The 26420-nt window shown below is 45.4% G+C and carries 15 protein-coding genes; 5 read left to right on the top strand and 10 right to left on the bottom strand.

The window, feature by feature from the left end:
* Positions 1 to 244: 244 nt before the first annotated feature.
* Together BGP15_RS25665 and BGP15_RS25660 are read right to left on the bottom strand one after the other, a co-directional pair.
* Positions 245 to 1849, bottom strand: a complete 1605-nt coding sequence (locus BGP15_RS25665; RefSeq protein WP_286771099.1) for a RagB/SusD family nutrient uptake outer membrane protein — start codon at positions 1847 to 1849, stop codon at positions 245 to 247.
* 15 nt (positions 1850 to 1864) lie between these two features.
* Entirely contained in the window at positions 1865 to 4972 is a 3108-nt protein-coding gene (locus tag BGP15_RS25660; RefSeq protein ID WP_286771098.1) for a SusC/RagA family TonB-linked outer membrane protein, read from the bottom strand.
* Between the two features lie 512 nt (positions 4973 to 5484).
* Between BGP15_RS25660 and BGP15_RS25655 the strand changes: the two genes are divergently transcribed.
* Together BGP15_RS25655 and BGP15_RS25650 are read left to right on the top strand one after the other, a co-directional pair.
* Positions 5485 to 5697 (top strand): hypothetical protein, encoded by a 213-nt coding sequence (locus BGP15_RS25655; protein WP_286771097.1) that lies wholly within the window; start codon positions 5485 to 5487, stop codon positions 5695 to 5697.
* 202 nt (positions 5698 to 5899) lie between these two features.
* On the top strand, positions 5900 to 7360 hold the full coding sequence (locus BGP15_RS25650) for a tagaturonate reductase (RefSeq protein WP_286771096.1): 1461 nt from the start codon (positions 5900 to 5902) through the stop codon (positions 7358 to 7360).
* Between the two features lie 51 nt (positions 7361 to 7411).
* Here BGP15_RS25650 and BGP15_RS25645 read toward each other — a convergent pair whose 3' ends face one another.
* Positions 7412 to 8335, bottom strand: coding sequence for a hypothetical protein (locus BGP15_RS25645; RefSeq protein ID WP_286771095.1), 924 nt, complete (start codon positions 8333 to 8335; stop codon positions 7412 to 7414).
* A gap of 189 nt (positions 8336 to 8524) precedes the next feature.
* Here BGP15_RS25645 and BGP15_RS25640 point away from each other — a divergent pair, with 189 nt between their 5' ends.
* Positions 8525 to 9004 carry a hypothetical protein gene (locus BGP15_RS25640; RefSeq protein WP_286771094.1) on the top strand — a complete coding sequence of 160 codons (480 nt, stop codon included), beginning with the start codon at positions 8525 to 8527 and terminating at the stop codon, positions 9002 to 9004.
* A 33-nt stretch (positions 9005 to 9037) separates the two neighbouring features.
* On the opposite strand, the gene BGP15_RS25635 is transcribed toward BGP15_RS25640, so the two are convergent.
* Positions 9038 to 12439 (bottom strand): family 43 glycosylhydrolase, encoded by a 3402-nt coding sequence (locus tag BGP15_RS25635; protein WP_286771093.1) that lies wholly within the window; start codon positions 12437 to 12439, stop codon positions 9038 to 9040.
* 273 nt (positions 12440 to 12712) lie between these two features.
* Between BGP15_RS25635 and BGP15_RS25630 the strand changes: the two genes are divergently transcribed.
* Positions 12713 to 15442 (top strand): DUF5695 domain-containing protein, encoded by a 2730-nt coding sequence (locus tag BGP15_RS25630; protein WP_286771092.1) that lies wholly within the window; start codon positions 12713 to 12715, stop codon positions 15440 to 15442.
* Between the two features lie 195 nt (positions 15443 to 15637).
* Here BGP15_RS25630 and BGP15_RS25625 read toward each other — a convergent pair whose 3' ends face one another.
* The 5 genes from BGP15_RS25625 to BGP15_RS25605 form a co-directional block, all read right to left on the bottom strand.
* Positions 15638 to 16294 carry a response regulator transcription factor gene (locus BGP15_RS25625; protein WP_286771091.1) on the bottom strand — a complete coding sequence of 219 codons (657 nt, stop codon included), beginning with the start codon at positions 16292 to 16294 and terminating at the stop codon, positions 15638 to 15640.
* An 83-nt stretch (positions 16295 to 16377) separates the two neighbouring features.
* On the bottom strand, positions 16378 to 17205 hold the full coding sequence (locus tag BGP15_RS25620; protein WP_286771090.1) for a CheR family methyltransferase: 828 nt from the start codon (positions 17203 to 17205) through the stop codon (positions 16378 to 16380).
* Positions 17202 to 17576 (bottom strand): response regulator, encoded by a 375-nt coding sequence (locus BGP15_RS25615; protein ID WP_286771089.1) that lies wholly within the window; start codon positions 17574 to 17576, stop codon positions 17202 to 17204. Before BGP15_RS25615 ends, BGP15_RS25620 begins: the two co-directional genes overlap by 4 nt.
* 71 nt (positions 17577 to 17647) lie before the next feature.
* On the bottom strand, positions 17648 to 21262 hold the full coding sequence (locus tag BGP15_RS25610) for a response regulator (protein WP_286771088.1): 3615 nt from the start codon (positions 21260 to 21262) through the stop codon (positions 17648 to 17650).
* Between the two features lie 138 nt (positions 21263 to 21400).
* Complete coding sequence (locus BGP15_RS25605) at positions 21401 to 23116, bottom strand: FAD/NAD(P)-binding protein (RefSeq protein WP_286771087.1); 1716 nt, start codon at positions 23114 to 23116, stop codon at positions 21401 to 21403.
* A gap of 206 nt (positions 23117 to 23322) precedes the next feature.
* Between BGP15_RS25605 and BGP15_RS25600 the strand changes: the two genes are divergently transcribed.
* Complete coding sequence (locus tag BGP15_RS25600) at positions 23323 to 23790, top strand: PA2169 family four-helix-bundle protein (protein WP_286771086.1); 468 nt, start codon at positions 23323 to 23325, stop codon at positions 23788 to 23790.
* A 68-nt stretch (positions 23791 to 23858) separates the two neighbouring features.
* Here the strand turns inward: BGP15_RS25600 and BGP15_RS25595 are convergent, their stop codons facing one another.
* A complete protein-coding gene (locus BGP15_RS25595) occupies positions 23859 to 26303 on the bottom strand; it encodes a glycoside hydrolase family 95 protein (RefSeq protein WP_286771085.1) in 2445 nt (814 codons plus the stop codon).
* Positions 26304 to 26420: the final 117 nt, after the last annotated feature.

Genomic DNA, 26420 nt, shown 5'->3' with positions numbered 1-26420 from the left:
GATCTTCGATCAGAATGCCTCGACACAAATTGCACGACAAAGGCATCCGGTTTATAATTTGTTATTTACTTGAATACCAAAAATACCTGTATTGGATCAGGAAAGAAACTACATAATCGATCAATACTAGTACAATATCGACACAGGATTCTTTTTGATCAGTTGAACCAAAAAAAGGTGCCCTAAAAAGGACACCTCCACCTAACACTAACTATGAATAAATAAAAACATCTATTTTCCCAGATCAATTGTTCATATCATTGCCTTTCAAATTTTTATTGTTGTCCAATTCCGACTGTGGAAAAGGATAGAACATTGCTTTGGCAGACCAGCCGCCTTTTTTTAAAGGTTCCAGCCAGCTTGGATTGGCCATCCCCCACCGTAACAGGTCAAAATAACGTTGATATTCACCCAAAAATTCAACAAATCGCTCATGCACGATAATATTTTTGATCGTATTTAAAGGAACGCCGTTTTTTACTAATCCCTGAGCGATCAACCCATCTACATCAGGAATTGTTCCATTGGATTTTTGATACCATAGGTGTGGCTGCTCATCGGGAACGATATTATTGGCGCGCTTACGCACCAGGTTGATGTATTGTTTCGCTCCGGCGATATCGCCACGTTCATTGAGACATTCCGCATAAAGCAGCAGCACATCGCTATAGCGAAAAATACGATCATTGTTGCCATTATCAAAGTCAGCGATCTGAACATCCGGACAATATTTCCGGGTACCAAAGAAATCTTTATTGGTCGCCAGGTTTTTCATCCAGTCCGTATAGGTGGTGACCTTACCGTCCAGTTGCGTAAACTTTGCACCATTCTCGCACCAAAGCGTCATATATTTTCGGGGATCTCCTTCCTCAAATTCATCATGTGCCATTTTATTGGGCGCCAGATTCCACCAGGCACCACCCGTTCCGTCAAACATACCGATTTCCTGCCATCGCCATGAACTCGATATATCGTCCCCTAGCCAACCTGGGCCATTGTAAAGTTGCACCTCGAAAACCGATTCTTGATTATTCTCTTTCTTTTCCAAAAAATTATCGCTGTAAGCGGACATCAACTGATATTCCTTGCTATCAATAACGCTTTTCAATTGAATCTCGGCATTTGCAAAATCCGCTGTCTGTCCTTTTGCCAAGATCGGTTTGTACAGGTAGGTTTTAGCCAGGTAAGCCTGTGCTGCACCTTTGGTTGCCCGACCGATCATTTTACTGTCGGCATAGAGTGCTGACCGCGTTGGCAATAATTCCGACGCCCTCTTAAAGTCATCCACGATTAGGGCATATACGGCTCCCGCCTGTGCATTGCCGGGATAGTAATCATCGTTGGTCTCGACAGGTTTATTGATCAGCGGAATGGTTTCGCCAAACAACATGCTCAGGTGCAAATAGTTCAGCGCTCTCAAAAAATACGCTTCCCCCAAGAGTCTATCCTTTCTATTTTGGTCTATTTCGCCTTCAAACTTCTGAATCCGATCGATGGCTAAATTAGCCGCAAACACCCCGTTCCAAAAATCTCTCCAGGTCTGGGCTGCCATCCCATCGCTCGCAGGGGTATTGTAAGTATCCTGATACATGGGTTCCCATTTGAAGGTATGATTATAATCATCCCCAGGAGCCAAGAGCTCGAAATACAAACTGCGCGCATATCCACCCTGCGTACGGCCGATCAGTGCCTGGTAGGCCGGTATGATCGAATTTTCCAATTGATCTGCTGTTTTATAATAGGTGTCTGTCGACAATTCCTGCGGGTTGGAGAGATCCAGATTCGGTTTGCAGCTTGAAAACTGTATCAGCAATGCAGCAGCTGCGAGTTTTATATATTTTCTATTCATGATGTCAATAAGGGATTAGAATGTAAATTGAATACCCATAAAATACTCTCTTGAATTTGGAAAGCTCAACCCCCAAGGCGTTTGCCCATCGATACCACGGCTTAGATTGGAGCGTGTATCGCCCGAGCCCACTTCAGGATCATAACCTGAATACTTGGTAAAGGTCAGTAGGTTTTTTGCGCCTACGTAAAACCGCAGTCGGTCGATCTTCCAACGTTCAAGTCTCGGACTTGAAAAACTGTAACCAATGTTGACGACTTTGAGCCGCAGATAAGAACCATCCTCCACAAACCTGTTGGATGCCCTTAAATTTTGATTCGGGTCGCCGAGTACAGCACGTGGAATATTGGTATCTGTATTTTTGGGATAGATGGTCGTTTCACCGGATATGGGATTTTTGAAGACAAGTTCTTCTGCGCGGTAGCGATCAAGTGTTGACGCAAAATTATTGTAGTAATGATACATCCCCTCGCCCCAGTAGCGGCTATTGTTGTAGATATCGTTTCCCTGACTTCCTTGCCACATCATCGATAGGTCAAAGGTACCAATAGCACTCTGGTAGTTAACGTCAGCATTGAAACCATAGCTAAAATCAGGTATCGGACTTCCCAAGAAGTCCTTATCCTGATCATTTAAGACCTTGTCGCCATTTCGGTCATTGAAGCGTACATCGCCCAATGCTGCATGGGGTGCAAAAGCTTTATCAGCATCCAATTGTGCCTGACTGGTATATAAACCGTTGGTGGTGTAACCCCAAAATTCCCCTACCGAACGACCAACTGCTGTTCTTGTGACGTTTTCACCCCCAGGAGAGATACTTCCCCATAAAATTTCATTATTGTTGCCCAGACTCAGCACGCGGTTTTTCACAAATGAAATATTGGCGCCGATACGATAGCCAAAATTATCGACCTGATCTTTGTAGGAAGCCAGGATATCCCAGCCCCGATTCCGTATGCTACCGGCATTCAGCACGGGAAAGTTGTTACCATAGCCTGCGGTAAACGAAATGGGTACATTGATCAGCATGTCCTCGGTCTTTTTATTATAGTAATCAACTGTCAAAGCCAATTTATGATCAAAAAGCTCCAGATCGAGACCAAGATCAGTTGAATACTGACTTTCCCATTTTACATTCGGATTCGAGGGAGTCTGTGGCAGGGCCCCCGTGACCATCACATTGTTCAGGTAATACCAGACATGGTCGAAACTAACCGTCCGTTGATACTGATATTGTGCAATATCCGAATTACCCAGAAGCCCGTAACTAGCCCGGAGCTTCAATTCGCTTATTGCAGGAAACGCTCTCATAAAGGATTCCTGGCTGATGCGCCAGCCTGCAGATACCGAAGGGAAATTTCCATAGCGGTATTGATTACTGAAGTTGGCCGATCCATCCCGCCGCATGTTAAAGGTCAACAGGTAACGATTGTCATAATTATAGTTGATACGCCCCAGCATGGAATACATGGCCGACTGTCCCACACCTGACCCCACAAGACGGGAACTCGCCAGGGATGCCGAATTAAGGATCAAAACATCCGGACTCGGCAAACCGCGGGCCCCAGCATTGACAGCATTATACCGGGATTCTTCTGAAGTGATTCCCGCCAAAGCCGAAATCGCATGCTTACCAAAGCTGTTTTCATAAGTCAGCGTGTTTTCAAACAACCAGCGGTTATTCTGACTGCTGGAAATATTAAGTTCATCCGGATTATGGTTCTGATATTGACCAACGGAGTAATTACCAATATAGCCTTCATTGCGTATGCGGCTAAGATCAATGCCCATGTTAAATTTATATACCAGTCCTTTGATGATCTCATAAGTAGCCCAGGCATTGCCGTTTACCGAAAAGTTGTCATTGACGTTTTTATTGAGGTATGCATTTGCCAATGCACTCTGCACATCCGTTCCATTGCCAGCTCCGGCAAAACCAGTGCTGCTGTTGGCATCGTAGAGCGGTAATGTCGAGGACCACTTTTGCGCATCGATGATATTTTTGTCGCTCCAGTTGCGGCGGGTGTAACCTAAGGAAAGGGTTTCGCCTATCTTGAGTTTTCCTTTGGTAAAATCAGAGATAAATTGGGCGCCATAATACTTATTTTTATCTTGAATAATAATGGATTTGTCTGTCGCATAGATACCGCTAAGCCGAAAATTGGCGTTTTGAGATCCGCCGGAAACCGAGAGATTATGCCGTTGATAATTGCCCGTCTGCAGCAATTCGTCCATCATATTATACCCCTGCCCGATGTCGGAGGGTTTAGACAGCGCGGCCAGATAATCTTTGCGTGAAGGATCCTTATTGTACATTTCCTCATTAATCAATTCGGCCAGTTGCTGTCCGTTCAGCAGAGGTATATTATGGGAAATATTTTTGATGCCGGCGAAGGCATTATAATCGAGCTTCACCTCTCCGGCTTTACCCCGTTTTGTGGTGACCAAAATAACGCCATTGGCCCCTCGGGAACCATAGATGGCACTTGATGCGGCATCTTTCAAAACCTGAATACTGGCAATATTATTTTCATCCGGCATAGCTCCGCCGATCATCCCATCCACGACATAGAGCGGATCGGTTCCGTTAATGGATCCAACGCCACGGATACGGATAGCGCCATTGGTTACCTGCACTCCAGGCACGGCGCTCTGAAGCGTAGCAATTGTACCTCCAGGCACTTTCACCAGATCTTTGGTGTCCACAACAGCGATTGAAGAGGTCAGATCCACCTTTTTCTGTTTGCCATAGCCCACAACAACCACTTCATCCACCGCAATTTCTGCGGCAACAAGCGGGATACTAATTTCCGAAGAATTACCGATTACATATTCTGCCTGATTATAACCCACATTGGATACAATTAGGATTTCACCCGGATTGAGCTTGAGTACAAATTCGCCTTTCTCATTGGTTGAAGTACTGAGGGTTTTATTCTTTACTTTGATCGACGCCCCGATAATGGGTTTTCCTTGATCACTTACGATCTTTCCATGGATCACCTTTTCTTGAGCAGACAGTCGTCCAATGGACATTAACATGGAAGCCATTAACAACCACTTCACTTTCCTATTCCTTTCTTTAGGAAAACAAAAGAAAGAAGACACATAATTTCTGTTCATAATCTTTTTTGAGATAAATGTCTTTTTGCCCCGAGAGGCGAGTACTTGGTTATTTATTTATACAAATTGGTTATTCGTTATTCCCTTTGTCGGATCAGTCATTCGAATGAGCCAGCTATTCGCCAATTGGTTATAAAACAAAGCTAGAAGTTTCGGTAAGATCGCTTTGCAACGAATATTTAAAAGAAGGGTAAAAATGTTTAAAACCTGTTATCAAGGACATCTCTAATTGATTTTAGCTAAAGATTCAAAGCCAACCTTTCGAACGAAAACAGCAAGTCTATGGGAAAAGCCTTTCGGGAAGGCTTATAAAAATGCAGCGATCAGCACGCTACGAAAAACAATTTAACGCAAAAAATAATCCCTCATAATTTTTCATCTTTTGAAGAAATATCAACTATATTTCACATCTTTGAATTGATTTATGCAATCGATTGAATTAACCATTTAACGCATATTTCGGGTAATCTTACCCAACCTATTTTTTAAAGAAAAAAAACGAACCAAACTTAATGGAATATTTTTCACTTTTGAAACATCGTTCTGATGAAATCATTAAATTCATCGCTAATTGCGGTATATTTTCTTTACTTCTTAAAAATGGTCAGGTAATCCATTTTATACCGGACAATCCCGATCATTTTATGGAATGGCTGCGGAGTAAAGGCATCAAAGATATCAAAAAGTCAAAATCTGTTGCTACAGAGGGGGAGATAGTCGTATAAATGAATAGTGGAATTTACAATCCCTGATAAAAAGAAGCTTCTTATCGACCAAAAATAGTACAATATCGACCAATAAAGGCTGCTAGATTATTTTCATTTGTAAATAAGATGGAGATCCGTTAGACTTGTACTTAGATAAATATGCGCGCGTCATAAATAGTTGCATCATCATTTTTGATTTTTAAATCTAATCTTACGCCACATGAAGCTGTCCAAAGAAAATCTGATTAATATAGCTGTTCACAATATAGATCTACCCCACTCCTCCATTTTCGATTTACCCGAAAAAGTGATTCAGTTTGGGACAGGTTCCCTTTTGAGAGGACTACCCGATGATTTTATCCATCGGGCGAATCAGGCAGGGCTATTTAATGGACGAATTTTGGTTGTAAAATCAACTACCCAAGGTGACAGTTCAGCTTTCAATACACAGGATGCGCTATATACCCTCTGCGTGCAGGGTTATTCAAATGGAAAGATTGTCGATCGTCAGCAAGTAAATGCCTCCATTTCCAGGGTATTGTCGGCACAGCAAAACTGGTCAGAAATTTTGGAAACTGCTACAAATCCGCAGATGGAAATCCTGCTATCCAATACCACAGAAGCAGGTCTGGTCGAAGATAAAGGTGACATCGGAGATAATCCTCCGGCAAGCTTTGCAGCTAAAGTAACCGCTTATCTCTATACCAGATTCCGTCATTTTAACGGCGATCCAAGCAAAGGACTTATTATTATCCCGACCGAACTCGTTCCCGACAATGCACAGGTACTTAAAAAAATCATCCTCAAGATAGCTGAACGGCAAAATCTTAACCCCGAATTTGTCAGCTGGATTAAAGAGGCCAATCACTTTTGCAATTCACTCGTCGACCGTATCGTCCCAGGGAGTATCTCGAGCAGCAAGTTCCCCTATGAAGACCTACTCGCTATTATGGCCGAACCATATTGTCTCTGGGCAATAGAAACAGACAGTGAAACCGTAAAGAAACAACTTTCATTTGCAGCAATTGATCCTGCAGTTAAACTTGTAGCCAACATCGAGCAGTACAAAGAGATCAAACTACGTTTATTAAACGCAACCCACACCCTATGCTGCGGCATCGCGCTTTTGTCTTCTGTAGAATATGTGAAGGACTTTTTTCAGATTCCTGCGTTTGACCGGTATATCCGCCATATTCTTTTCAGCGAAATCGGCCCCACACTACAGCATTATGCCCATATTGAGCAAGCAGCATGGGAAGAGTTTGGCAGGGCGGTGATCGACCGTTTTAAAAATCCCTTTCTTGCCCACCGCTGGCATGCTATTGCTTTACAGTATACCACCAAGATGAAAATGCGTGTGTTTCCGCTGATCGCCCCATGGTATTCTTTTCAGGGCAAACCACCAGTGGGTCTAGCCATTGGTGTTGCGGCTTATCTGCTGGTCATTCGTGAAGCCGCCAGTGGAAGGCTTGTTATTCAGGACGACCTCCAACCCAAGCTGAGCCAGTATATCAATGGTTTAAAGTCCACTCACGACTTACTGTACGATAAGGATATCTGGGAGCTATCATTCGCGGACTATCCTGAATTTTCTAGCCTGGTACAGGAATTAGTTGAATTTATCGAGGCCAACAGTATCGGGCAAGCAATTGAAAAATATCTAAAGATCAACGCCCACTAGGACCAAAATTAGATATGTGACTAGTCATTTCAGTAATGAAACGACTTAACCTCATTCCAGTGTATGAATGGCCAGTATTAAACTTCGCATATCTTGCTGAATGGAACGAATGGTCGCCTGTAATTCATTGTGCATATTGGCTAGATCATGTAGTTCCTCGGCTGAAAAAGTTCCGCCATCCTTAAAATAAAGCTGCTGCCGGGGACTATCCGGTTCATCATCCAAACCATATTGCAGCCAGCGCTGCCGCATTGTTTCAATCAAAGAAAAATTTTCAGCGTTACTAAATTTTTTCTCGGACAGAATTCCCCAAACTGAGCTTGGGTAGATCTGCTGCTTATTATTTTGATACCAAATACTTTCAAGCATATTTCGCTGCAGCTGCATCTTGATCCTTTTACCTTTGGGGTTTAGTGTCATAAATCCCAATACGGCGGTGCCGACCCCGCCAGCAATACTCAACCCATTGTTAAGACCATCATTTTTGACCGTGGTTGCAGTCACGGCTGTAACGGCTCCCAGTAGTATAGAAGCCACAGTCAGACGGGTCTGCGTTTTCGCATTCAGTTCGTCTATATAACCTGCGAGCTTATCGATACGCTCACCATTACAATCCAACTCTGCTGCGATGGCATTCAGCTCTGTCTCAAACAGCATGTACCTTTCAATCATCTTTTGCTTGGCCGCCAATTTCAGCGTAGCATTATTCGCAGTCCCCAAATACTGGATGATAGGTTCTGCCAGATTGAGATATTTGATCAGCACAAAATCATGGTAAGAAAAGATTTTCCTTAACTGAATACTGTCCGAGGCAGTGATTTCCTGTATTGGAATTGATCTATAGGCCACATTTGGCGCGCAGTAATTTGTTGTCAACGTATGTACCTGAACATTGTTGATCAAGGTCGAACAGGCTGTCAACAGCAATACGGACAAAAAGAGAAAGGATCTAAGCGTTAGAATAATTATTTTCATTACCTGAGGTTATACCTTATTTTTTACAACAATAACCTTTTCATAATGTTTTTGATCGCCCTAATTTTACTTTAGAAGTGTATCACTCCATATTTTTTAATATATTTAAAATGAAAACAGGAAATCCATTGTAGACAGATACAATGAAGGTGCACAATATACGAGCCTAGTAACATCAAAAGACCACTTATGAAGAAGACCACTTTTCGGAATCTATTTGTCGTACTATCTTTTATTGCTATTCTATTGCCCATTTATCCTTCCATCCGGTCGTATTTCAGCAAAACCTGTATCACCGAAAAATATGGCGTTCATTACAATGAACAGCGTAAGAAACTGGGCCTATATCCCATTCCCGATAGCTGGGGCAGAAGAAATCTCGATTCTTCCATCATCTGGTATAATCCCATCGGCAATTTAGGACATCGTTGGAAAAATGTTTATTTTAAAGGCTGCAACATCAAGGAAGAACTGGATCTTTTCGCTTTCGGGTACGATGCCGAAAAGAGGCAATATACCAAGGTCCTGAAAGTGATGACTCGCTATAATATACAAGCGAAAGTGTTGGATATCCGCTATAAATTGCAGACCATATCATCCACCAGGCTTGTCGGAAAGGCGGAGGCTGACTCATTAATCAGCACTTTAACGCCAAATGACTCCAAGTGATCCTTCTTACCGTTTTTCATCTACTCACTGTTTTTACTTCCAGATACGAAGTCTTTCAAATTCGCCATAGCCCAACTGGTTGTTACCGGCAATCTGGTAAAGGCCGACGCGCAGTCTTTTGCCGTTCAGATCTGGACGTAGAAACGGTGTTCCAGGCAGATCTTTCCAATCCACACCATCTATCGAGCAACGCAAAAAGAAATAACTACCGACCTTTTGGACCTGAAGGTAAGGCGAAAAATTAAGGCCCGTTCCTGTATTCTCTTCCTGAAAAATCTGTGGACCGATGCTCCGCGAAAGGTTGCCCAGGTTCCATCCCGTCAAAATACAATTGCTGATGTAGGCATCCTTACGATCCATGCTTTGAATCATGACACCAGCTTCACTTGATGTACGTACTTTACGGCCCAGGCCTACCACATCACTTACCTTAACCTCTAGCGTGAAATCGCCCTCCAGCTCTTTAAAAACAAACGGGGCTAGAAGATCTGCATCGCCCCATTTGGTATTTTTGGACTGGATTTTCCAGGTTCCAGCCAGGTAGGAAAGCGCTATCTGTGTGCTATCGATTCTTTCACTGTATTGATAACCATCCCAGAAAGGAATTTTCTGATCCTTGGCTGAATAGCTTTCATCCTGTGCTGGCTGCACCAATTGCGGCTTTTGCGCCGAAATCGCTTCCACTACCGGCTCACTGACATGGCCAAAGGCATCCTTCGCAAGAACTTCGATAGATTTTCCGGGTCCGGATGATTTAAAAAGGTGGTAAGACTGCTGCTTCCAGCCTGAGCTCTCACCATCAGAACGGAATAAATACCACATTCCTGGCTTTTTCTCTACCTGTGCAAATACCTGATCGGCATTGATCAGGCGCGGCGGAGAAAGCACCTGCGGAACATACCTGTCCAGTCCCTTGGCTAGGCCCGCTTTCCACTGACTGAACTTTGCGTCTACTTCATCCGATGTTACGGTACCAGCATAGGCGCGAAAGAAATGAAATGGATAAGCCAGTTCGAGGGTATTCTTACTTACCTGCAGCAGTTTGTCAGAAAACACGCGCTTTTCAATCTTCCCATTGCGATAAAAGCTCTTCTTTCCTTTATCATTGACAAGCACAGCATGCTGCCAGATACCATCGTCATACCAATCAAAATAAAGCGTATACCGCTGCTGCTGAAGAATCTCCCTTAGCGCCGCACTTTCAAAAGCTTTACCTTTCAGTGCCAGTCTATTTCCCCTTACCATGACCATCGCATCGTCAACCGTCACTAAAGTATCCTTTGCTGTTCCATGGTTCCGCAAGGTACTGAGCTTTCCGGGCTTTAAATCGTCAGTTTGCAGCGCAAAGAAATTCGATTTAGGCACTTCATTGGCCAACCTAACCACTTCCTCCTCATCCAAGCTCGTATTATATACCTGCAAACTGGATAAATAGCCCGAAAAATGCTGGTCCAGTACATCCGAAGCTCCCAAGACAAAAACATCCCCGGGCTTGACAAACAGCATCCTATTTTCCCTGCGCTGCAGCTTTCCGTCCACATAAACAGACTCCTGATAGCCGTCAAAGGAAAATACAATATGATGCCACACATTTGAGTCCGGAACCGATGCATATCCCAAATCAGGCCAAGAGCCATGCGTGATGGCCCCACGTCCGGCATCAGTACCATAACCAAAAATCGCTTTACTGAGATCCTGCTGGCCCGACGACCAGGCAACCAGCTGTTCAAACCGCGCTATGTCCGGATTATTGACCCATAGTCCTATACTATAGGAGCCATTTGCAGCCAACGACTGCGGCACGGCGAATGTCGATCGCAGCGCAGTTCCACCATCAAAGAAGAATGCCTTTTTACCCTGATAATTTTTAACAGCCAGGGCCTGTTCCGTGCCGAATATGCCCCCGAGTAGCCCTTTATTCTGAATACCTTTTACGTATTGTCCTTCCTGGTAATTGGCCGCATCGATATGGATCAAATTACCCACTGCGACTTCCTGCACAGGCATCTTTTGTGCTGCAGACCATAGCGTCTGTTGTGGAAGCTTTTGTGCATACACCTTCATGTTCCAAACGCCACGAGGAAGTCCATTCAATTGGCTGTTCAATACATTTAGCCTAACATATCTCGTCCTAGCTTTGCCATGTTCTACAATAGGACTCGCCCAGCGGTCGTTATCCGAGCGATCCACAAAATTTTCCCAGACGATACCATCCATAGAGGTTTCGAGTCGGTATCGATAGGCATACGTCGGGTATTCAAACTGAATAGATATGGTCTGTATATCCATTGTTTTACCTAAGTCGATAGCTACCCAGGCGGGTCCCTGATTATTTTTGGCCCGCCATAGCGTTCCATTGTTGTTGTCTACTAAAAAAGAAGGCCTAAAGTCGGTATTGTACCAGGAAGAGGCCGTCACGGTTTTACCAAAAGCCAAATCGACTGGCTCTGCTAGTGCTGGAAACAAATCCGGTACACCAACATGTGTGGGCCGCACCGGCTCAATATCGCCGTCAGGCGTAAAGAATAGCTCGTCCATGGCAACCTGACGATGGAAGCCACCCCCAGCGTGTGGATTGTTGTGCCTGTGATAGACAATGAAATAACGATTATCCTGTTCAAGAATACTATGATGTCCTGGACCGTGTATACTGCCATCCTCGTTTGTAATCAATATTGGATTGGTCGATGGGTATTCAAAAGGCCCCATGGGACCGGTTTTACTTTTAACGTACTGAACACGATACGTACCATCTTCGCAATGCCCCGAGGAGTACATCAGGTAATAGATGCCCTTACGCTTAAACATATAAGGAGCCTCAAAAAAGTCCTTTGCCACCGTATTGGGTATCAATGCTGTCTTTTCGAACGTTTTCATATCCCTGTTGAGTATCCCCACCCCACATCCATGATCGGGGTAGATTCCCCAGGTTCCCCAAAATAGATAAATGCGGCCATCATCATCCCGAAAGGTTTGCCCGTCCAGAGTAATTACACCTGGAATCATATAATTAGGGATCATCGATTTGCCTTCGGCTACCAAAGGTTCCCAAGGTCCCGTTGGGCTGTCGGCCACTGCCCCAAAAATTTCTACAGGCTGACTATAATAGAGGTAATATCGTCCGTCGTATCCCTGCGTCATATCAGGCGCCCAGTACCAATGTGTATTGGGCCAGTTCATGGGTTGAATGGTCCAGTTCTTCAGATCCCTGGAACTCCACACCTGCGAAGGGCCTGCGCCCCAACCGTTCCCATCCGTAGTCGCATAGATATAATACGTATCGGCAATTTTCTTGATGCTCGGGTCCGCAAAATATCCGGGCAGCAGTGGATTCAATACATTGGGCTGTTGGTACGGTTTCAATGGCTGAGCCACCAGCCCTGTTAGCGACATAACCATTGCTGCCAAAATAGCGAAAGAAAAATGATGTTTCATGATAACACAAGGTTTACAAGTACATAAGAGTTTACAGGTACATAAGAAACGATATTGCCATTTAACAGATTTTACAACAAATAAAATCTACGATAAATGTCTATTTAACATTAAATTTATAACTTCAGTCATCACATTACAAATTTTGAGGGCTAACTGGTTAAAAATGGGCTATTGAAGGTTAAAATCTACCCATAAATACAGGGTACAATCCTTCATCTTTGTAAGAGCATTGACCTTAGCTGTCTTATAATGAGTATTAAAATATCTAAAATGAATCTTAAAAAATGCTATTGGATCCTATTTGCGCTCGTATGCACACAGTTGCCAAGCAGCGTATATAGCCAGCAGGACGAACACCCCGTATGGAAAGCAGTCAAAGCGCAGCAAGCCACCTTAGGCGTAGAAGAGGGCGCCAAAAGCTTTACCCTCAAAAACCTCAATGTAGCCATTCTCAATGCGTCGCAGACGCTATCTTCTTTTCGTCCCAACGGAAGCGAAAAAGACTTTGACTATACACCTGTTGAACTCCTGCGCAAAAGAGACCGTAATCAATTTTTTCATATCGGTGATATCACGATCAGTTTGCGTCGTCAGGGCGATAGCTCCTGGAGCGCCTTTTCATCGGCTACAGCGCGTAAGCACGTAAAGGCGCTAAGTCCTACAAAAAACAACCTGGCCAGCGCGGATATTAGTCCTACGCTCAACAACATCCCCTTAAAGGTCATCCGCAACTGGCAAGATGACCATGGTGACCTGATCCTTAGCTTTGAGATTTCAAATCCAACTGATTATACCATCGAAATTGGCGCGCTGGGCATCCCCCTTCCATTCAATAACAACATGGACTGGAAAAATCTCGATCAGGCGCATGCACAGAATGTGTTTTTCGATCCCTATATCGGCCAAGATGCGGGTTATCTACAGGTCAACCGTCTACATGGCAATGGACCGAGTCTATTGGTATTGCCCTATAAAAATGCAGGCTTTGAAGCCTACAATCCGCTCAATACCGACCCGACCCCCCGAAGTATTACCTTTGAGGGATTTCATGAATGGCTGATCCACAGTAAGGCCCATGCTGAGACTGACTGGAAAGGCGTAGAACAATGGAATACACCGACTTCTACCCTCTTGAAGCCACAGGAATCAAAGACCTTTGCCTTAAAATTCGTTCTCGCACCAAGTATCCGACAAATTGAATCGGAGTTACTGAAAAATAATAGGCCTGTTGCTGTTGGGCTTCCCGGATATGTTGTCCCCATGGACAATCCCGCCAAACTTTTTGTTAAGCATAGCAAAGCGGTCAAAAATGTCAGTGTCTATCCTGAAGGTGCTTTGACCCTGACAAAAAAAGGAAGTACAGCACAGCACTGGACCGAATACGAAGTGAAGGGCAATCGTTGGGGACGTGCGCGGCTTACCATCAACTACAGGGATGGCATTACACAGACGATACACTATAAAGTGATCAAATCTGAAAAAGAAGTCGTCCAAGATCTGGGCCATTTCCTCACTACCAAGCAGTGGTATGAAAATGATAAAGATCTTTTTGGCCGATCACCATCTGTTATATCCTACGACTATGAAGAACAGCAGCCCATCACCCAAAATAAGAGTGCCTGGTTTGCGGGTCTAAGCGATGAAGCCGGTGCCGCAAGCTGGCTTGCCGCCCTAATGAAACAGGTACTACAGCCCAATCAGCAGGAAATAGCCAAATTGAAACGTTTTGTCAATGAGACGCTATATGGCCATATCCAGCATAAAGAAGGCGACAAGAAATATGGCGTTGTCAAAAGCCTCTTTTATTATGAACCCGACTCGATGCCCGCAGGAACATACCGCTCGGACATCAACTGGAAGACCTGGGCTGCTTGGCCTAAAAAAGAAGCCGACGACATTGGGCGGTCCTACAATTACCCACACGTGGCGGCAGCACACTGGGTGATGTACAGGCTTGCTCGCAACTACAACAATCTGGTCAACGAGGAAACCTGGGACAAGTACCTCGAACGGGCGTACCAGACCAGTATCGCCATGGTCGAAAAAGCGCCTTATTACGCGCAGTTCGGTCAAATGGAAGGCAGTATTTTCCTTATCGTCCTCAATGACCTCCGAAAGGAAGGATTAACCACCATGGCCGATAAGCTTGAAGCTGCCATGCGCAAGCGAGCAGAGCATTGGAAAACCCTCAATTATCCATTCGGAAGCGAGATGCCCTGGGACTCTACCGGTCAGGAAGAGGTATACCTCTGGTCACGCTTTTTTGGTTTCGATGAAAAGGCTCAAGTCACCCTAAATGCCATCATCGCCTACATGCCAACCGTTCCGCACTGGGGTTACAATGGCAGTGCGCGCCGTTACTGGGATTTTGTCTATGGCGGCAAGCTCTCCCGTATCGAGCGGCAGCTGCATCATTATGGTTCGGCCCTCAATGCCATTCCCGTCCTGACTGCCTACCGCGACCATCCGGACGACTTCTACCTACTCCGTATCGGACATGCCGGCATGATGGGTGCATTGGCCAATGTCACCCAAGACGGCTTTGGCCCGGGAGCATTCCACTCTTACCCGTCCACACTGGCCAATGACGGTATCTCGGGCGATTATGGAACCGGTTTTTATGGCTACGCCGTCAATTCGGGAACCTATATTGTCGACCATCCCGAATTTGGCTGGCTGGCTTTCAGTGGTAATCTAAAAACCGAAAAACAGCTGGTCAAGGTTGCCCTGACTACAGCTTCCAAAGGGCGTGTCTTTCTGGCAAAAGAAAATCTTTGGCTGACCACCGATGCCGGAGAAATTGCCGAATTACAGTACGATCAAAAAGACCGAAGCGTCACCCTGATCTTCAATACGGAGGCAAACCAATATAGCACGAATATGCTGCTCAATGTAAATCCAGAAAGCCATTATGAAGTGGAAGGAATAAACAAAGATGCGATGAATCGCTATGTAATACCCCTATCAACAAAAACGGTAAAATTGAAAAAGCTGAAGTAGCAAAAAAATCCAGGCAACGGCCGACTCAAACATGGGCTATATCTACGCTAGCATTCACGCTAGAAACAAAAGCGATCGTAAGACGCCCAAAAAGCGGGCTTCCATTTAGATGGAAGCCCGATTCTTAATAACTCACTTTAGCAAAATATTTCCTGATACCTTTCCTAAGGTCTTCGCCATTCGAAAAATCCTGCGCTAACTCAAAAGCTTCTGCTGAAAAGCGAAACGGATCAAATCTGCCGTATTCTTACTTTTTGTCTTATCCATCAAGTTCTGGCGATGTCCCTCAACGGTTCGTTTGCTTAGAAAAATTTTATCCGCAATCTCTATTGCCGTGAAGCCCTGAGCAATCAGTTCCAGCACAGCAAACTCCCGATCGGAAATCTCATACTGTGCCAGGCGCGAACCTACATCGACCGTAGCACTGCTCTCAACGTTATAATCTTCCATAAAGCGCAAACCGAAATTGGTCATCAGATACTTGTGACCTTGCGCCAAGCGCAATAAGCCAAACAAGATCTCATCATAATCGCCACCCTTGGACAGATAGCCGTCCGCTCCGCTCCGAAAAGCTTCGGCTACCTGAGCGGGCTCTTCAATCATGGATAATATGGCAAACTTAACATCCGGATAGATTTTTTTGGCCATACGGATAAAACTTATGCCATCCATCCCCAGCATATTCACATCTGTTAAAACCAGATCCGGCAATGTATTTTGTTCGAGATAGATCAGTGCATCCTCCGCACTATCTACTTCAGCTACCACCGTAAGCTTGTCGTGGGTATCAATTATCAAGCGTATCCCATTGCGTACAAGCCGGTGGTCATCAACTAAAAGAATTTTAGTCATTTTTCCTCCAATCCTACTAAGATACTTATTTTTTTAAATAAGTTAATTTTTTAATACTATCCAGTTAAAAATAGTATTCGATTCTACTTGACCTTACGCCATATTTTTTCGTTTCCCACCTGTTCATAGTTGGGTGCCAGCGCAGAGAAGCGCAGCGTCTCTTGACTGCCTAAGGCAAGGTAACCAAATGTCTCGAGGCTTTCATCAAAAAGCGATAATACCCTGGCCTGCAACTCTGTGTCAAAATAGATCAGCACATTGCGACATAGAATCAGCTGAAAAGCATTAAAAGAAGCATCATTCACCAGATTGTGCGAAGCGAATACAATTCGTTCCCGCAATGCGGGATTGAGTTTCACCCAGTTATAATTCGCGGTATAGTACGATGAAAAATCAGCTTTACCACCTGAAAGCTGATAATTTTCAACATAGGATTTTAAATTTGCCATCGGGATAACAGCCTTCTTTGCCTGCTCGAGCACCGAGGGATTGATATCGGTGCCGTAGATCAGCGATTTGTGCAGCAGATTATGTTCCTGCAATAGAATGGCCAGTGAATACGCTTCTTCACCTGTTGCACAGCCAGCTATCCATATACGGATAAAGGCGTAGGTGCGCAATTTGGGTAGGATTTCCTGGCGAAGATGTGCAAAAAAGCTAGGGTCACGAAACATTTCGGTCACATTGACCGTCATCTTTTCGACAAATCGCTGCAGGTATTCCGGATCGTGGACAACACGGTAACGCAGTTCGGCAAAGCTCGCAAAATTATCCAGCAGGCAAAGTTGGTTGATTCGCCGCGATAAGGAGGCTTTCGTATAATGGGTAAAATCGTAACCATAAAGACGCTCCACATCCTCCATCAGCATCATCACCTGCTCTTGGCTGACAATTTTTTTTCCCGTAATCATCCTTTTATTTCCCCTATTAGCTGCACCAGAAGTTCAATGTCTATCGGTTTCGAAATGTAGCCATTTGCTCCTGCAGCCAGACATTTTTCACGGTCGCCGGTCATGGCTTGTGCCGTCACAGCGATGATAGGCAATTCACAGGCATTCTTTGTTTTCCGAATCAGCTGGGTGGCTTCATAACCGTCAATCTCGGGCATCATCATATCCATGAGGACAAGGCCTATGCTGGCATGATCCCGTAACTGAGCAAGTCCCTCTTCGGCAGACAGGCAGCCTATCGCTTGAAAACCTCTTGATTTCAGGGCCAATTTCAACGCAAATATATTGTTCGGATCATCGTCGATGATCAATATGGTTTTGTTCTTATCCATGCAGTTTTAGTATCCCCTTATTGTCTATATAACACCTTACTAATAATCAATCCATCATCCTTATATACCTATTATCCATACATCCACACACGAAGTAGGGACAAAAGCTGATCAATATCCACCGGTTTGGATATATAATCAGACGCTCCTGCGGCAATACATTTTTCCCTATCCCCCATCATTGATTTGGCTGTAACAGCAATAATGGGCATGTTTTCGTATCGCTGATCTTGTCGGATCGAAGCTATCGTTTCGTAACCATCCATTTCAGGCATCATCATATCCATCAGGATCACCGCTACATCCGGATTATCTTCCAGCTGTTTCAGCGCATCTTTTCCGTCCGTTGCCGGGACCACGGTCATCTGATATTTTTCGAGCGCCTTGGTGAGCGAGAAGATATTTCGGATATCGTCGTCCGCTACAAGCACCTTTTTACCCTGCAGAACATCCTGCAAAAAGCCAAGTCTACCCGGAGATTTGGTAGAAGGACCACTATTTTCCTCTACGAGATGTAGAAATAAACCCACTTCGTCCAAAATACGCTGATAGGAATTAGCCGTTTTTACAATAATAGAATCCGCATACCGTTTTAATTTCATTTCCTCTACCTGCGAAAGGTTCTTACCGGTAAAAACAATAATCGGCAGATTTTCAAGACCCGGATTTCGTTTTACAGCTTCCAATGTCTCGTAACCAACCCGGTCTGGAACCCCCATATCAAGTATCACACAGTCGGCAGTGTCTGAGCTCAGCGCCACAATGCTATCATCTACATTGCTCTTGATCTCCGAGGCAATGTCAAAACTTCCGAGGAAGAGCGACAGCGCTGCCGCATGTTTGGGATTTTCTTCAACAATAAGTACTTTTTTGGGATGCCGCGTGAGGGCATCTTCTATTTTACGGAACATATCACCCATCTGCTCCAATGCCATCGGTTTATTGATAAAGTCTATGGCGCCCTGCAGCAGACTTTCTCTCTTAACCTGTAAAGAAGACATAATATGCACCGGTATATGTCGAGTCTTGGGGTTTTCCTTGATTTCAGCCATTACCTGCCAGCCATCTTTGAGCGGAAGCTGAATATCCAGCAGAACGGCTAGCGGCATATAACGGGCCACCATCTCAGCCGCGATATCACCACGGACGACCACGATACCCTTGTAGTTTTGCTGGCGCGTATATTTCAGCAGAATCTTTGCGAATTCAATATCATCCTCAACAATCAAAATAAAGCGGTCGCCCGCGACGATACTATCGCGATCATCAGGAATATCGGCTGGGATAGGTATCTCCAGTGTCTTATCGGCAGGTAAGTTCACTGTTTGCGAAGTCTGCACTCCATCTGTAGATGCTTCTTCAGCGAAGTCTAGCTCTATCGGCAACAATTGCACCGTGCCGAAAGCAGCTGGCGTGGCATCCGAGGTCTTCGCTGGAAGGATCAGCCGGAATACACTGCCTTTGTTTTCTTCGCTATCTAGCAAGATTTCGCCGCCGAGCAGACGCGCCAGTTCCCGACTGATGGAGAGCCCCAGTCCAGTACCGCCAAATTTGCGGCGTGTAGAACCGTCTGCTTGTTGGAATGCTTCAAATATCAGATGCTGCTTGTCTTTCGGTATCCCGATTCCCGTATCGCGCACTGCAAATACGATACGGTTTGTCTGCGACTGTTCGCGGTCAATATGCAAGGTAACCTTACCCGAAGCTGTAAATTTGATGGCATTCGACAATAGATTACGTAAAATCTGATCCAGGCGCTGCTTGTCTGTTTCGAGCTGTAGCGGCATTCCTTCCGCAACGCTCATTTCTAATCCGAGTTGCTTGTCGGCGGCGATTGGTGCGAACATCGCCGTCAATCCATTCACTATATCGGCAAAAAATACAGGCTGTACATCCAGATCCATTTTTCCGGATTCTATTTTGGAAAGATCCAGAATCTCGTCTATCAAGGTCAGCAGGCTCTTTCCCGAACTCTGGATCACAGCTGCCGATTCCATCTGTTCTTCATTCAGGTTACCATCCGAATTTTCGGCCATCAAGCGTGAAAGTAACAGAATTGAATTGAGCGGTGTACGCAGTTCATGCGACATATTGGCCAAAAATTCAGACTTATAGCGTGTACTCTGTTCAAGCTCCGCCGCCTTTTTCTGTATTTCCTGATTGCGTTCGGCAATCTCCACATTTTTATCTTCCAGCAATTTTGAGCGCTCTTCCAATTCACGGTTAGACTGCACCAATTCTTCCTGCTGTACGCGGAGTTCCTCTTCCGAAGCCTGCAGCTTATGGGTATGCATCTCGAGGCTCGAATTAAGCGATTCAAGTTCGGTATGCTGTGCCTGCAATTCTTCGGTCTGTGCCTGCGTTTCTTCCAATAAATTCTGTACCACCAGCCTGGCTTGCGCCGCTGCAAGTGTCGTACCCACCTTTTGCACCGCATCCCTAAAAAACGCCAGCTGAATGCTCGAAAAAGGTTGTAGTGCGCCCAGCTCCATTACACCGATACAGTCGTTACCATCAAAAACAGGCAGTATAAAAAGGTTGTTCACCAGTACCTTCCCAGCAGCAAAGCTGATGACATAATGGGAATCTTCGAGGTTTTCGAATAACTTTTCTTTCTTGTCTTTAAAGACCTGGCCGACCATGCCCTCACCTGGGGCGAAGCGTTTACGTTCGGGATCTTCAAGTCCATAGGATCCCCTTAAGACAAGCTCATCTTGTTCCATCAGGTATATGGCGCCGTTTACACAGTTGCCATATTTTGTCAGATGGCCCAGCGTGACAGCCGTAAGCTCTTCCTGCTGTTTATTACCCATCAACAGGTTACCCAACTGGGTTAGTCCAGCTTGATGCCAGTTGTTATTATTGAGTTCTTCAAAAGATGTTTTGAGCGAACGCGCCATTTCATTGAGGGATCCCGTCAGGCTGCCCAGATCGTCCTGTTCGCCATCCTGAATCTGCATATCATAATGTCCGGCCGCTATCTCCCGTGCGATGCGCTGGGTAATGCTCAGCCGCCGCTGGATCTCTTCATCTTTACGTTTCAGGTCATTCTGCAGCTGCTCCCGTTGAAAGAAATCCGCTCGCAGGCGGAAGTAAAAGAAGAGGGTAATCAATAAGGATACAGCAGCGGCCAACAAAACAAAAATGGAGGTATAGCCCGAAGAGCGGCCGAGTTCTTCCGAACGCTTATTGAGCAAAAGTTCTTCACGATCGATAATTTTGCTGATCAGCAAACGGCAACTGTCCATATAGGTTTTCCCCTCCTCAAGCTGCGATACGGAGACCATTCCACCACGCTTTTTGATATTGACCAGGTTTTCAAGCTTTGCCAGTCGGGATTGCACGAGTGTGGATAGCGTATCGATTATCTGCTGTTGCTCGGGATTATCGGAAGTAAGGTCGTGCGCACGGCTCAGCGACTGGGGCAGCGACTGAAGGCCGGTTTTGTAAGGATCCAGAAACTTGTCCATACCTGTAAGCAGGAAGCCGCGCTGGCCCGTTTCGGCATTCTGCAGATCCTGCAGAATTTTGTTGACGCGGCTCATGACACGCCGGCTGTGGTCGACCATCGCACTATTATGGCTCTGCTTACGAATACTAATATAAGAAGCCGTTGAGCTCGCTAATAGGATTAACAAGGATATTCCGAAACCTATCTGCAGATTTCTTAAAATAGTTTTAGGCATGCTTTTTCATCAATTGAGTTAAGACTATGCCAACCGATGGTCTAGATGGCGGCCAAATATAGCAATAGGGCGTCTAAATTAAATCCTGCGCCGCCTGCCCTCAACCATCTTACCGTATTTTAACAAAAAGTTGCGTATTTATCCGCTCTCCGCAATCTTCCCAGCAATGATAGCCGATGTCGCAGCACAAAAATCAAGGCCTGAATAATCCGGATTGTACCCCCCCATATAAGGTACGGCCATCATAAAAAGACGTTGGCTAGCGATACCACTGTGATCCACCAAGCGGAAGCTGTCATCTATCTTTACACCGGGTACCTGCAAAAAAATAGCGCCATCCGGTGCCACAAACATGTGGTCGTTGCCTGCCAGCATTTGTTCCTTGGCCTGTTCCACCGAACGAAACCGTAAGTAGGCTGGGCTGACATGGCCATTGTCGACCAAACTCTTGAATGGAAATTCTTCAAAGTTCAACGGTCGCTGTCCCACACAATCCACAAATGTCTTATAATGCGATTTTATTTCGATTCCTGATTCATCGGTATAATAATAATTGGCGCCGCGATCGCTCGCTGGTTCAACACGGCTTTCGTTGCCTACATTGACCACTTCCAGGCGGCCGGCATCGTACAGCGCAAGCAACTCACGACTGGAACTCTGCGGCACAAAAGCGATGACAATAGAAATCAGCGGCATGAGTACTTTTTTTAAACGCAGCATATCTTCGGCAGACATGTACTTGGCGGGATAATTTAGGGTGAAACTCAAGGCAGAAAGGACTTCCTTCCAATAGATGGATTGGCGCCTTTTAATAGATTTCAGCGCTTGTTCGTGCTCCTGGCGAAATCCCTCGAAGGCATCTTTCTGTTCCCTTAAATGGAGTACTGCCTCTACAAAGTCTTCCAGGCTGAGCTTTTCCACGATCGCATAAAAGTCGGGATCTCTTTCCTTGAACTGCGCTTTAAAATTGCGCTCAAACAGAAAATCCAGCGAGACGAAACCCTCATTCTCTAGCCTGTTAAGCATCAGCTCCTCTTCGGAGATCACCAGGTTATTGGCCAGGAAAGGTTCTTCCTGATGGAAGCGGATCGCAGGAAGCAGCCCACTGCGGGTATGCATCAATATCTTAAAATTTTCGCTTCCCGGGTCGATCTCATACCTTAGCTCTCTTGTTTCCAAGGCTTCAAAAGAACCATTGTGGCGAGCCAGCGTACGGATAGCGTCGATTGCTGTGAGCGAAGCACCGCGTATCCCGACGGCGTGATTGGTTTTTAAGGCCAACTTGGACGGTGGATAGGGCGATTCGAAATAATGTTCGACATTGCCCTCATACTTGGTTGGCCACTTATGTCCGGTACAGATGACTACCTTGTCTACGATATAGGTATCGGTGCTGCCCACCGTGATTTTAACCTGCGCCTGGCCTTCGAGGTCAATAATATCCGTAACCTGGCTAGCGAGGTGAACCTGTGTTTCAATGCCCTGTTCATCCGCCATCCGCTTCAATAACATAAACTGCTCCGAAAGGTAGCGGCCGAGGAGCAGCCGTGGAACCACTTTGTAGCGATTAAAATCGTCCACATCGATTCCATAAGTACGGAGCGTGGCCTCCGATAGGGATTGAACATAATCCTCAATCGTCGTGACCAATGCGGGGATTTCATGATCCGATACATTCGTCAAGTGCTCCGGTGTGGCACCTTCGTAGCTGTAAGGCATTCCTGCCCCCAATTGTTTTCGGGATTCGAAAATAGATACCTTGAGACCGGCGATATTCCTTTCGATCAATCTTTTGTACATAAACAGGCCACTGGGTCCACCCCCGATAATGGCTACATGAATGTTTTGTTGCATAGTTTTCGTTGCCTGCCTAGTGGACAGTATTCGGTTTTAAGAACAAGGATAAATTGCAGAAAGTTTTAGACAGATTTATTCCCCTGCAATAAAAAATGGGATAAATACGGGCTACGATTTAAATACCTGAATCTCGAATTCTGCAAACGATCATTCACTGCGTGCTGTTTTTCGAATAAACAAAAATGATAACAAATAACAATATTATGGAAAACAACATTAACAATCCGGAGATCATCAACGACATTATCAAAATCAACAACGACCGCATCGAAGGTTATAAAAAGGCAATTGATCTAGCAACCAGCCACGGCTTGGATAGATTAGTTCCAACATTTCAAAAATTTGTCGGACAGTCGGAGGAATTTATTGCCGAGTTGACACCTTATGTTGAGCTTGAGGGCAAAGAACCGACAGACAGCACTATGCTGAGCGGTAAGCTTTTCCGCGCCTGGATGGGCATAAAAGTGAATATCACGGGAGATGACGAAAGAAGTCTGCTTGAAACCTGTGAGCAGGGCGAAGATGCATTCAAATCGACCTATCAAACCGCTTTGGCTGATGGATCGGAAGAGCTCTCGCAAAATGTGCATAGTTTGATCAACACGCAGCTCAGCAAGCAGCTTGAAGCGCACAATATCATTAAGATGCTGCGTGACAGCAAAACCATCTAACTTTAAATTGTAATTTTCTTTTTCACAAAAAATACCGAAGGATAAATCCCTTCGGTATTTTTTTGAAGTTATATTTTTAGATTGACTTTTTCACCCGCCGGTAGTTCATGCTCGAACAATTTCCCGGCATACTTCACCCGACATTTTTGTTTCTTTTTGGCTTTTGCTGCAGCGCTGACCAATTGACCATTTGTCCATTTCAGATCAATTTCGATCGCTCCCCTAGCTACCAGGCCCTTTATCTCGCCATCTTTCCAGCTGGCCGGAAGCGCCGGAAGCAGCTCAATAAAATCTTCATGGCTTTGCAGGAGCATTTCCGCCATCCCGGCAATCACGCCAAAGTTGCCATCGATCTGAAATGGGGGACAAGCATCAAACATATTGTAATAAGTCCCGCCCCCGCCGTCATATTTGGTATCCATATCCGATGTAGGGCGCAGTTGTTTATTGAGCAATTTCAATGCCCGATCGCCCTGCTGCAACCGTGCCCAAAGTGCAATCTTCCAGGCGTAAGTCCAGCCTACCCCATCATCGCCCCGTCTTTCCAACGACTGCTGCACAGCTTTTGCCAATGCGGGCGTACGATCCAACGTGATTTCATTACCCGGGTATAGCGCAAACAGATGGGACAGATGACGATGAGCAGGTTCTACCTCTTCAAACTCTTCGGCCCATTCCATCAGGCGCCCATCGCTACCAATTTTCGGACGGGCCAGCTTGTCTTTTGCGGCCTGCAAGCCCTTTAAGAAACCGTCTTCTTTTACGCCTAGTATTTCCGACGCAGCCAGGGTGTGCTCAAATAGATTGAAAATAACCTGCTGGTCATGCGATGCCCCCATACTGATCTGCGCAATAGAGCCATCGGGCGCTTTAAAGGAATTTTCCGGCGAAGGTGAAGGCCCCGAAACCAGCAGCCCTGTTTTAGGGTCCGTTGTCAGCCAATCCTGGTAAAAAATTGAAGCCTCTTTTAGAATCGGATAAGCTTTTCTTAAAAAGGATTTATCCTGTGTAAAGGCATAATGTTCCCAGATATGTTGGGCAATCCAGGCTCCGGCCCCAATATGCATCCCCCAGCTTGCACTTTCCCCCGGAGAAGTGTAGCCCCAAACATTCGTTATCGGATGCAACGCCCATCCGCGCATCCCATATTGTATCTGGGCTGTTTTGCTACCTGGTGCTACGAGCGATGCGATCAGATCCATTAGTGGACGATGTGATTCGGATAGATTGGCTACTTCCGCAGGCCAGTAATTCATCTGTACATTGATATCGGTATGGTAATCGCCATTCCATGGTGTTTGTATCTTATTGGCCCAGATTCCCTGCAGGTTGGCAGGAAGGCCGCCTGCTCTCGAGGAAGAAAGCAATAGGTATCTGCCGTACTGAAAATACAGGGGATATAAGGCCTGCTCATTTCCACTACGCAGATTATTGGCCATCAACACATTGGTAGGCATATTATTGGTACTATTTCCCAGCTGAAAACTCACCCGTCCCATAAACGAAGAAAAGTCTTTGATATGGCGATCCCGGAGCGTCTGGTACGATTTGCCCGTAGCTGCTTTACGTATTTCGAGATGTTCTTTTTGATAATTGGCATTAATATAGTCTGGATAATGCTGTTTATAATTTGTTTTTGCAGTTACGATAAGCGTCAACGCATTGGCACCTGTAACCTGAATACCGGTTTTGGTCTGGCTACTGATTTTCCCGCCCTCCAGGACCGGTGTCACCTCAGCTTCATACTGCATACCATTTCCACCCCGGCCATTATCGAGCACGCCAAACATACGCAGTCCGTGCTTTGCTGTAACTTCGGTCGAAAACCTTTCCGGCCGATCCAGACTGAAGAGCACATTGATCGCCCCGGCTTTGTCTGCAATGAGCCGGATAATGATCGCCTGGTCGGGATGACTAGCGAAAACCTCCCGTGTAAACTTGACGCCATTTTGGACAAAAGAACTGGAAGCAATCCCTTTCATCAGATCCAGTTCACGGCGATAATTCTGATAAGTGGCATCCGTACCAAAGTCAAGCCGTAAATCGCCCAAGGTCTGGAAGCAGCCAAAGGGAACATTGGCACCATTACCACTCCCCGATCCTTTTCCCTTTGTAATCTGCGTTTTATTGGTCAGTTCGGTTGCTTCCTTATAGTTGCCCTGAAACAGTAGTTCACGAATCTTCTGCAGGGACTGTGAAGCCGCAGGATTGTCGCCTGCGTCGAAGCTTCCACTCCATAGGGTCATTTCGTTCAGCTGAATCCGCTCGTGGTTGACATCGCCAAAAACCATAGCCCCAAGGTTTCCATTACCAATGGGTAGGGCTTTCAGCCACTCGGGGTCACTCTCCCAGCCGTTTTTGGAATCTAAGGCTAAGGCATTTGCAGGTTGTTCAAACCAGATACAGTTTTCTTTCTTGGCTCCAGTCTGCGCAAAAGTAATTTTCACCGACAGGAGAAAACAGAGCGCAAGACTAGTACATATACGGTTTAGCATTGATGTGTTCAATTTCATTGAGGTTTACGATTCGATTTAGGGATGCAATGCCAACTGTTCGCAATAGAAAAGCACTGAATCCTCGCCATATCATCAAAAATAAGGATAGCTATTGGCAAACACATACACTTTATT

It is taken from the genome of Sphingobacterium sp. 40-24, assembly GCF_001899705.1.
Lineage (GTDB): Bacteria > Bacteroidota > Bacteroidia > Sphingobacteriales > Sphingobacteriaceae > Sphingobacterium > Sphingobacterium multivorum.
The sequence above is the reverse complement of the archived record's forward strand: the minus strand, read 5'-3'. Positions and strand labels throughout refer to the sequence as shown.